Here is a 10,008-nt window from a genome sequence, read left to right on the forward strand (position 1 = left end):
GCCGGTCGTCGCCGAGGGCGCACGGGACGAGCAGGGGCACGGCGTGCTCGCCGTGGCGGTCGAGCCAGTCGGCGGCGTGGACGCGCGCCGATTTGAGGCGCGCGAACCAGTCGGCGGCGAGCGCGGCGGCCTCGGCGCTGCGGATCGGGACGAGCGCGTACGCGTACTTGGGGGCCTCGCGGAGCTTGGCGAGGACCGCGTCGGCTTCGGCGGCGCCGCCGCGGGCGAGGCGGCCGCGGAGGCGGTCGGCGAAGCCGAGCCCGACCTCGCTGTCGGAGGTCCAGAACTCGGCGTCGTCCCATTCGGCGAAGGACGGCTCGATCGCCAGGGCCGCCTCGTGTTCGCCTGGGCCCCACCAGAGCGAGGTGCCTTCGGGGGCGGTGAGGCCGGGGACGGGATCGGGGGCGGGCCGGCGGCGGCGCTCGGCCCACGGGGGCGAGACGAGGGCGGCGGGGAGCCGGTCGGGGGTCGCGACCTCGGGGGCGGACTCGGCGAGGAGCGCCTCGACGGCGGCCCTGGCGGCGTCATCGAGTCCTTTGAGGACATCGTCGATGGGGACGGCGTCCTGGCGGAGAGCCCCGGCGAGGCGGTAGCGCTCGACCGGCTCGACGTCGGCGAGCTGGGCGACGACGGCGCGGGCGAAGCGGTGCGGGAACCGGGCGGCGGCGGGCTTGACCGCGGCCAGCGCGCCCAGTTCGCCGGAACGGGTCACGAGGAACTGCGCGGCCTCGTCGCTGGGGAGCAGCGCGATGGCATTGAACAAGAGGGTGCGCTGGGCGAGTTCGAGGCTGCGCGTGTCGAGGCTCTTGGCGAGGACGGGGAGGGCGGCGGCGCCGAGGTTGCGCACGAGCTCGGCGACGAGCGAGTCCCGGACGTGGTGCGGGGCCAGGCGGGTGAGCCCGAACTCCCTCAAGTGGTCCTCGGTGCGGAGGGCCTGCCAGACGGCCTGCTCGGGGGCGGCGGCCCCGGCATAGGCGCGGTACTGGCCGCGCGCCGCGCACGCCTCGGCGACCCAGTCGTGCTCGTCGGGCAGCAGCATCGCGGCGGCGACCCGCTTGTAGACGGTGTCGCGGTGGACCGCAACGGTCTCCACGACGCGCCGGTACTCGTCTTCGGTCGCGTCGGCGAGGAGTCCGCGGACGAGCGGGAGGGCGCCCGCGTGGTCGGACCAGACGATCATCCACTTGAGCGTGGAGAACTCGCCGACGGCGGCGGTGGGGATGTCGCCCATGCCCCAGGTTCCCGGTGTGCCCCAGCTGATGTCGACGGCGAGGTCTTCGACGGCCGCGGCGACGGCGAACGGGAGCCCGAAGTCGGCGACGAGGGCGGCGAACAGCTCGCGGTTGACGGCGGCGTGGTCGCCGCCGCCCTGGAACAGGGAGCCGCGGTAGCCCTCGGTGAAGCGCAGCAGGGTGAGAACGACGGCGGCGCCGAGCGGGCTCGCCTCGCCCTTCAGGTGCGCGATGCCGACCCGGCCGAGGTCCGGTTCGCAGTCGGGGTGTTCGAGGGCCGCGACGAGGTCCGCGCGCCGGGAGGCGACGACCTGGGCCACCTTCTGGGACGCCTCGGGGTCCGACTCGACCCGAATGCCCGTTGCGTGCCCGCGCCGCGGCAGGACCAGGTCCGACCACTCGGCAGGAAGGATCAACTGATCTTCTTGCGCTGCAACGGGTTCGGTCATTTCAGTCCTTCGCGGGGGCGGTCGGTTCCCCAAGATCATAGAGACAGGGTGCGACACGCCTCCCCGCTCCGGTCATCGAACAGTGTGGCGGTCCAGGAGGGCGAGGAGTTCGGAGACGAGCAGCGGGTCGAGGTCGCGCGGGGCGGGGCCGTCGGCGGTCTCGGTGGTGGAGAACCGGACCGCGTTCAGCGTCTGGTGCGGTTCGGCGGCGGGATCGGCGACGTCGATGCCCGGCCGGAGGTCGAGCAGGAGGAAGCCGAAGTCGGGGATCTCCCGGCACATGCCGAAGGGCGGCAAGGAGCCGCTGCTGAAGGCGTAGGTGTACCGCCAGAAGGTGCGGCCCTTCGCGAGGCCGATCAGCGGTCCGGTGTGGACGGTGCGGCCTTCGAAGCGGGCGATGCCGCCGGTTCTGGCCTCCTCGGCGGTGAGGGCGAACGCGGCGCGGGCGAGCTGGTCGAACGGCTGCACCACTTCGTAGTCGGCGAAGACCTCCGCCCACGCCTCGGTCTCCTTGCCGAGGTGGAGCGGGTGCGGCAGGCGCACCGCGGACCGCTCGGGCAGGCGCAGGGCGTCGTCGCGGACGTCGGCGAGGCTGCCGTCCTCGGCGACCCGGAACGAGGTCCACGCCTTGCCGGTCGTGTACTGCCAGACCAGGCGGCGTGCGAGGTGGCGCATGAGGGCGTGCCCGGCGATGAACCGTTCGAAGTCGGGCCGGGACCAGACCCGGCCGGACGTCATGGCCTTCTCCAGGCGCTTGACCTGGTCGGTGCCGACGGATTTGAGGCTGCGCTTGAGCTTGTCGAAGCGGGCGGCCGCCTCGGCGGCGGCCTCGGGGTCGTCGGTCCGGGCGGGCTTGGGGAGGCTCCGGCGCACCGTGCCCTTGGCATCGATGACGTTGGGCCGCAACTGCTCGTCGAAGCCCACGGTGAATTGCCTGGGCCCGTAGTCGAGTTCCATGCGGCCGTCAGAGTCGAGTTCGAAGTCCGGCACCAGCCGGTCGAGGAGCCGGTCCTGATCGAGGCCGAGGCGTGCCGCGATCCGGTCCACTTCGGCCAGCGCGGCCTTCATGAGGCCCTTGAAGGTCGCCTGCTTCGAGACGCGGTGGACGGCGCCGAGGGCCTCCTCGGTGCCGATGGCGCCGAGGAGTTCGAGGCCGCGAACGGCCCGCTTGTGGAGGCTCTGGCCGGGCCATTCGTGGATGAGCGCTTCGAGGCGGAGGACGGTGGTGTCGTCGGCGAAGCGGCCGAGCTGCGCGAGCGCCCACGGGTTGGCGCGGTCGGCAGCAAGGTCCCAGGTCGAGAAGACGGCCCAGGAGAACTCGCGGAGGCTTGCGGCGTCGCAGTGCGCGATGGCGGCGTCGACTGCGGGGTGCGGGCTTCTCGGGGTGTCGAGGGCCAGCGCGGCGAGCAGGTGCTCGGCGGCGGACTGCGGGAGGCGGGCCTTGCGGCCCTTGGTGAGGATCGGGAGCGCGGTGACCATGCCGGCCCAAGGCGGGGCGGCCTTGCGGCGGCCCTGCGGCGGGTTCGCCAGCGCGGCAGGGACGTCGGCGGTCTCGGGCGGGTGGCCGCGCCATGAGAGGAGGGCGTCGACGCGGTTGCGGTCGGCGGGGCCGAGGGCGTCGCGGGCGGGGCCGTCGAGCAGCGGCTTGGACCGGATGAGGCCGATGAACCGGGCGCGCTGGGCGTCGTCGGCGTCCTCGACGAGGGCGGCGATCCCGCGGAGGGTGCGGACGGGGAAGCGGTCGGCGACCTCCTGGAGGCGGTTCCAGGTGCGGCGCTCGACGATGTTGTCGAGGAAGAACCGCACGGCCTCGTCGCGGGGCAGGGTCGCGAGCGTGTCGAGCAGGGTCTCGCGCCAGCTGTCGTGGAGCCCGGCGAGGGTCACGGCCTGGACGAGGAGCGGCGTGCAGTCGAGCCCGGCGGCTTCGAGGAGGGAATTGACCGTCATCGGGTTGGCGGTGTTGTTCGGCAGGGCGGCGATCCCGGCCTTCGCGAGCCGGTCGGTCGAGTCGGCGGTCCGCAGGAGCCACTGGTCGCTCTCGTGGCTTTCGAGCAGCCCGGCGGCCCGGTCGGTGCAGGCCTCGTCGAGCCAGTCGGTGCGCCCGGGCATGAGGAACGCGCGGACGGCGCGCTGGACCGGGTTGCGGCCCTGGACTTCGAGGATCGCCTCGATCCTCAGGTACTCAGGTTCGGGCATCGCGGAGAGGTGGGTGCGGAGGCGGAGCAGTTCCCCGCCGAGACTGCGCCAGGGCGTGCGGCCCGGGCCGTCCGGGACCGCTTCGACCGGGACCGGGTCCGGGTTGTCGATGAAGGAGCCGCGCGGTACCGGGTGGACGGTCTTGACGGTGAAGTACTCCATGACGGCACGCACGGCGAACTCGATGCCGTGCTCGCCGAGCCAGGCGTCGTACTGGCAGTAGCCGGAGTCGCGCCAGAAGCCGGTGCCGACCGCATCGTCGACGAGGAACGCGGTCGCGGCGCCGAGCGGGTCCGGTTCGCCGTCGAGATAGGACAGCAGTGCGGCGGCGATCCGCGGGTCGGTCTCGGCGTGGGTCGCGGCCGTCAGCAGGTGGTCCCGGCGCTGCTCGATACCGGTGTAGCGCCACCATTCGGTGTCGTCGGGGCGCGGCTCGAAGGCGCGGGCGGAGCGCCCGCCGCGCCGGGGTGCGGCGGCGGCGAGCTGCTCCGGGGTGAGGGCGAAGGCGTCCTCGTCGGGGAGGTCCACGGTCACTCCTTCGCGGTGATACGGGTGAGGGCGGCGAGGACCTCGGAGGCGGTGACCGCGTCGATGTCCTTGGGGTGGTTGCCGTCTCCGGCGCGGCCGGCCCGGGTCCACCAGTAGTCCTCGGTGGCGGAGATGCGGACGCCGTCGAGGGTCTGGATGGGGTTCTCGCCGACCATGCCGACCCAGATGCCCGGGTCGAGCGACACGGTGATGTACCCGCCCGCGGGCAGCGGGAAGTAGATGCCCGGTTCGACGCCGCCGTCCTCGGGCGAGGAGCGGTGCCAGCCGCGGGAGGTGAGTCCCAGGAGCTTCCCGACCTCGACCTTCGCGCCTTCGAAGCGCTCCAGGCGGCCGGTCGCCAGCTCTTCGGGGGTGAAGGCGAGGACGGGGCGCGAGAGCTGCTCGAAGGGCTGGAGGATCTCGTAGTCGGCGAACAGCTCGGCCCAGTCGGCGGCCTTGTCACCCATGCGGATCGGGTGGTCGAGGCGAATGACGGCGTTGTCCGGAAGGTCGTAGGCGTCGTCGCTGGAGTCGGTGTAGGTGCGGTCCTCGGCGACGCGGAAGCCCGTCGAGACGCCGTCCGATTCGGCGGACCAGACCAGGCGGCGCGAGAGGTGCCAGGTGAGCGGGTGGCGCACGTAGTAGCGCTCGAACTCGTCCTTGGTCCAGGTGCGGCCGTTGACCATCGCGGCCTCCAGGCGCTGGACCTGGTCGGCGGCGACGGTGCGCAGCTCCTTCTTCAGGGCCGCGAACCGCTTGTAGGCGGCGTCGGCGGTCTCGGCGTCGTCCTTCGCGCCGGGCTTGGGGAGGCTCTTGCGGGGCTTCCCGGTCTCGTCCTTGACGAACGGCTTGAGCTGCTCGTCGAACACGACGGTGAACGAGCGCGGCCCGTAGTCGAGGACGAGCGCGCCCTCCTCGCCGAGGCCGAAGTCCGGGAGGAGCCGGTCGGCGAGCTGCTCGCGGGTCAGGCCGAGACTCTCGGCGATGGCGGCGATCTGGACGCGCGCCTCCTCCTTGAGCGCCTTGAACTTCACCTTGTCGGCGATGCCCTGGATGGCGCGCAGCGCCTCCTCGGAGCCGATCGCGCCGAGCACGCCCAGGCCGTTCACGGCCCGCTTGTGCTGGGACTGGCCGGGCCATTCGCGCACGAGCGGGGCGAGCAGGCGCACGGTGTCGTCGTCGGCGAAGTGGGAGAGCTGCGTGAGCGCCCAGCCGTCCTTCGAAGGCGAACCCATCGAGAGCCACAGCTGGAACAGGCCGCGGCCGAAGCGGGTGAGCGAGTCGCGGTCGAGCGCCTCGGCGACGACGTCGAGCCCGGCGTACGGGTACTCGGGCGTGGCGAGGGCGATCACGGTGATGAGGTGGCGCACCGAGTCCGCAGGCAGCGCATGGGCCTTGGAGGCGGTCAGGACCTCGGGGAGCATGATCGGGTTGGCCCAGTTGCCGGGCTTGGGGAGCTTGACGCCGCGCGGCTCCAGCGGGTCGCCCGCGAGGAGTTCGCGGACGGCTTCGGCCGCTTCGGGTCCGTACGGCTCGGCGGACTTGACGACGGCCTCGGCGCCCTCGCGGAGCGCGATGTGCCACAAGGCCCCTTCGGCATTGCTCCGGAGCTTCTTGTCCGCGCCGAGGGAGTCGGGGACGAGCAGGGCCGCGCCTTCAGCGCCGTGGCGCTCGAACCAGGCGACGGCGCTGGCGCGGGCGCCCTTGAGGCGGGCGTACCAGTCGGCGGCGAGGCGGGCGGCCTCGGTGCTCAGGAGCGGGACCAGGGCCTCGTGGTAGTTCGGGTTGGCTCGCAGGGCGGTGACGATCTGGTCGGCGGCGAGGGGTCCGAAGCGGCCGACGATGACCTTGAGGTCCCCGTGCGTGTAGGGGCTGAACTTGCCGTCCCACTTTTCCAGCGCGCGCAGGGCGAACGAGGCGGGCCCGTAGGTGACGACCATCGTGAAGTTGTCGCGGCCGCGGCCCTCCTTCTTCGGGCTGAGCGTCTTCTCCCAGTCGGCGTCGGAGTAGTTCGAGAAGTAGTCGTGCTTCGGCTTCGACCACGCCTCGGCCTCGCCCTCGGCCCAGACCGTGCGCGGCTTCGCGTCCGCGACGAGGTCGAGGGTCTTCGGCTTGCGCTTGGCGCCCTTTTCTAGCCACGGCGGAGCGGTCAGGAGCGCCGGCAGCTGCGCGGCGTCGGCGACCGGGGTCAGGGAGGGCGCCAGGAGCGCCTCGATCGCCTCGCGGTCCTCATCGGACAGTGCGGCCCGGTGCTCGGCGGGGATGTCCGCGGCGAGGGCGGCCAGGCGGGGCCGCAGTTCGGCGGCGATGGTCGCGGACTCGGCGGCGATCGTGCGCAGGAGGCGGCGCGGGTAGCGCTTGGCGGCCTCGGAGGCGGCCTGGTAGACGTGCTCTTCGCCGAGGCGCGAGACCAGGTGGGCCGCGGCCTCGTCGGTCGGCAGGATCGCGATCGCGTCGAGGAGGATGTGGCGGATGTCGGTCCCGATCTGCTGGCGCAGGGTCGCGGTGAACAGCGGCAGGGCCGCGCCGCCTATGTTCCGCATGACCGTGCCGAGCAGGTCGCGCGAGACGTGCCAGGGCTCCAGGCTCTTGACGCCGGCGAGGGCGAGGAGGTCGGGCCGGTCGAGGGTGAGCCACAGGATCACGTCGGCGCTGGTGTTGCCCAGGCCCGGGTACTCGCGGCAGGCCTCCTCGGCCCAGGCGGCCTCGTCGGGGAAGAGGACCATGGCGATGAACCGCTCGGCCGCCGAGTTCCGGTGCTCCTCGACCGCGGCGACGGCGGCCGCGTAGTCGGCCTCGGAGGCGTGGGCGAGGAGGCCGCGGAGCACGCCGATGCCGCGGTCGAGCTCCCAGCGGAGCGTGTGCATCTCCGCCACCGTGAGCGGCCGCAGGATGCAGTCGCGCATGGTGCCCTTGTACTGGCGCCAGCTGTACAGGCTCAGGCGCACGACCGCGGCGGCGGCCGCGAACGCGAGGCCGTGCTCGGCGACCCAGGCGTCGATCTCAGGGCGCAGCGTGGAGTCCTGGCCGTTGCGCACCCGCGTGTGCATGACCGCCGAGACGATGCCCGCGCCCTCGGCGTCGGGCTCACCGTCGAGGTGGCGCAGCGCCGCCGGGGCGTACTGGGCGTGGGCGGGCTGGGCAAGCGCGTACCGGAGATCGTCCTCGTTCCAGCGCAGGGATTCCGCGACCTTCGCGGGCCCCTCGGGGTCGAGCTCGACCGGCTCGCGGGGGTCGGCGCGGCGCGGGACCGACTCGGGCTCCCAGTAGGTGGGGAGCTGGATGCGGTCCTCTTGGGAGGCGTCGTATTCGGTCATCGGTGGTCCTTCAAGGGATCAGGCGCGGACGAGGCGGGCGAGGGAGCCGAGCGCCTCGGCGGCGGCGACGGTGTCGATGTCGGCGGTCGGCGGGACGGGGTCGGCGCCGAAGGACTCCAGGTCGCAGAACTGCACGGAGGCGACGGTCTGCTGCGGGTACTCGGCGGCGTAGCCGATCGGGATGCCGGGCTCCACGGTGAGGACCAGGAAGCAGCGGCTCGCGAGGGCGTAGGTGAAGCCGGGGACGAGCCCGCCGTCGCCGGGGTAGGCGCGGCGCCAGCCGCGCTTGGCGAGGCCGAGGACGCGGCCGGTCTCGACCGTGGCGCCCTCGAAGCGGGGCAGGCGGCCGGTCGCCAGCTCCTCGGCGGTGAAGTCCATGACGGGCCGGGCGAGCTGGTCGAACGGCTGGAGGATCTCGTAGTCGGCGAGGGTCTCGGCCCAGGTGCCGACGTCCTCGCCGAGGAGCGCCGGGTGGGCGAGGCGGACCGATGCCGTTGCGGGGAGGTCGAACGCGTCGTCGGCGGCGTCGCCGAACGTGCCGTCCTCGGCGATGCGGAACGCCGTCGATACTCCATCATGGACGGAGAGCCAGACGAGGCGGCGGGCGAGCAGGCCGGTGAGGGCGTGCTCGACGTGGAACCGCTGGAACTCGCCGGCGGTCCAGGTGCGGCCGGCGACCATGGCGGTCTCCAGGCGGGAGACCTGCTCGGCCGCAACGGTCTTGAGCTCCTTGCGGAGGGCCTGGAAGCGCTGGTAGGCGTCGTCGGCGACGAGCGCGTCGTCCTTGACGCCGGGTTTCGGCAGGGCCTTGCGGGCCTTGCCGGCGTCGTCGATCACGAAGGGCCGCAACTGCTCGTCGAAGGCGACGGTGAACTTCCGCGGGCCGTATTCGAGGACGCGCGCGTCCGCGTCGGCGAGGCCGAAGTCGGGCACGAGGCGGTCGGCGAGCTGGTCGCGGGACAGGCCCAGCTCCTCGGCGATCCGCTCGATCTGGACGTCGGCCTCCTCCTTGAGCGCCTTGAAGGTCACCTTGTCGGCGGTGGTCTGGATGGCGCGCAGGGCCTCCTCGGTGCCGATCGCGCCGAGCACGCCGAGACCGGTGACGGCCCGCTTGTGCTGGCCGTCGCCGGGCCACCGGCGCAGCTGCGGCGCGAGCATCCACACCGTCTCGTCCTCGGCGAAGTGCGCGAGCTGCGTGAGCGCCCACTGGTCCTTCGGCGGCGCGCCGACGGCGAGCCACTGCTCGAAGACGGCGCGGCTGAAGCGCGAGAGGGAGGCGCGGTCGCAGGTCGCGGCGACGACGTCGAGCCCGGGGTACGGGTAGTCGGGGGTGGCTAGCGCGAGGACGGTGAGGAGGTGGCGCACCGAGTCCTCCGGCAGCGCCCGGTCGCCGTCCTTGAGGAGGACCTGCGGGAACATCACGGGCGCGGCCCACGGGCCGGGCTTGGGGATCTTCACGCCGCGGGGTTCGAGCGGGTCGCCCTCGAAGAGCGCCCCGATCGCGGTGACCGCTTCGGGCCCATAGGGTTCGGCGGCGGCGGCGACGGCCGCGTCGCCGTGGACGGACGCGAGGTGGAACAGCGCGATCTCGGCCGCCTCGCGGCGCTTCTTGTCCGCACCGAGGGCGTCGGGGACGAGCGCGGTCGCGGCGGCGAGGCCGTGGCGCTCGAACCATTCGACGGTCGCGGCGCGCTCGGCCTTGCGGCGGGCGAGCCGGCCGGCGACGAACCTGGCGGTCTCGACGCTGAACATGGGGAGCAGGTAGCTCTCGAAGCCCCAGTACTCGGCCACCTTGAGAGCCGCCTCGAACGCCTTGGCGCCGTAGCGGTGGAGGATCGGGTACACCTCACCGGGGTACACCCGGCCCGGGCCCGTGTCGCCCGCATGCGCGGTCCACTCAGGGAGCAGGCCGTCGGCGAGGTCGGCGGGCGCGGAGGCGACGATGACCGACAGCTCGTAGTCGTACGTGCCCGGGGTCCTGTGGCGCGCATAGGCTTTCCACCGCTCCAACTGCGCGGGGTCGCCGTCGTAGCGGGCCCCGATGCCCTCCCAGATCGAGGCCTCGGCCTCGCTCCGGACCAGGCGCGGCTCCCCTACGGGCACGAGTTCGAGCACCAGCGGCTTCGGCTTGCGGCGCTTGGAGGCCCACGGCGGGGCGGTCAGCAGCGCGGGCAGGTCGGCGGGGTCGGCGTCGGGGACGGGACGCTGGGCGGCGGTGAGCGCCTCGATCGCGGCGCGCACCTCGGGGTCGGCCCGGTCGAGCGGCCCGGCCTCGGCGGCGACAGC

4 protein-coding genes are annotated in these 10,008 nt (G+C 73.3%); all 4 read right to left on the reverse strand.

The window, feature by feature from the left end; all coding sequences use genetic code 11:
• The coding region (locus DI269_RS15760) for a hypothetical protein (RefSeq protein WP_157975027.1) at window positions 1–1,648 on the reverse strand (1,648 nt) is incomplete at its 3' end.
• A 105-nt stretch (window positions 1,649–1,753) separates the two neighbouring features.
• The gene (locus DI269_RS15765) at window positions 1,754–4,405 is read right to left on the reverse strand and encodes a DUF4132 domain-containing protein (protein WP_112137473.1); all 2,652 of its coding nucleotides are present in this window, start codon (window positions 4,403–4,405) and stop codon (window positions 1,754–1,756) included.
• A gap of 2 nt (window positions 4,406–4,407) precedes the next feature.
• On the reverse strand, window positions 4,408–7,722 hold the full coding sequence (locus tag DI269_RS15770) for a DUF4132 domain-containing protein (RefSeq protein ID WP_112137476.1): 3,315 nt from the start codon (window positions 7,720–7,722) through the stop codon (window positions 4,408–4,410).
• Window positions 7,723–7,740: 18 nt separating this feature from the next.
• Window positions 7,741–10,008, reverse strand: a 2,268-nt coding sequence (locus tag DI269_RS15775; RefSeq protein WP_112137478.1) for a DUF4132 domain-containing protein, incomplete at its 5' end; no start/stop codon positions are given.

This window comes from Glycomyces dulcitolivorans, from assembly GCF_003265355.1.
In the GTDB taxonomy this organism is placed as follows: Bacteria; Actinomycetota; Actinomycetes; order Mycobacteriales; family Micromonosporaceae; genus Glycomyces; species Glycomyces dulcitolivorans.

Excerpts from the sequence above, each read along its gene's own strand:
- DI269_RS15770 (WP_112137476.1), bottom strand. The coding sequence starts at position 7,722 with ATGACCGAATACGACGCCTCCCAAGAGGACCGCATCCAGCTCCCCACC.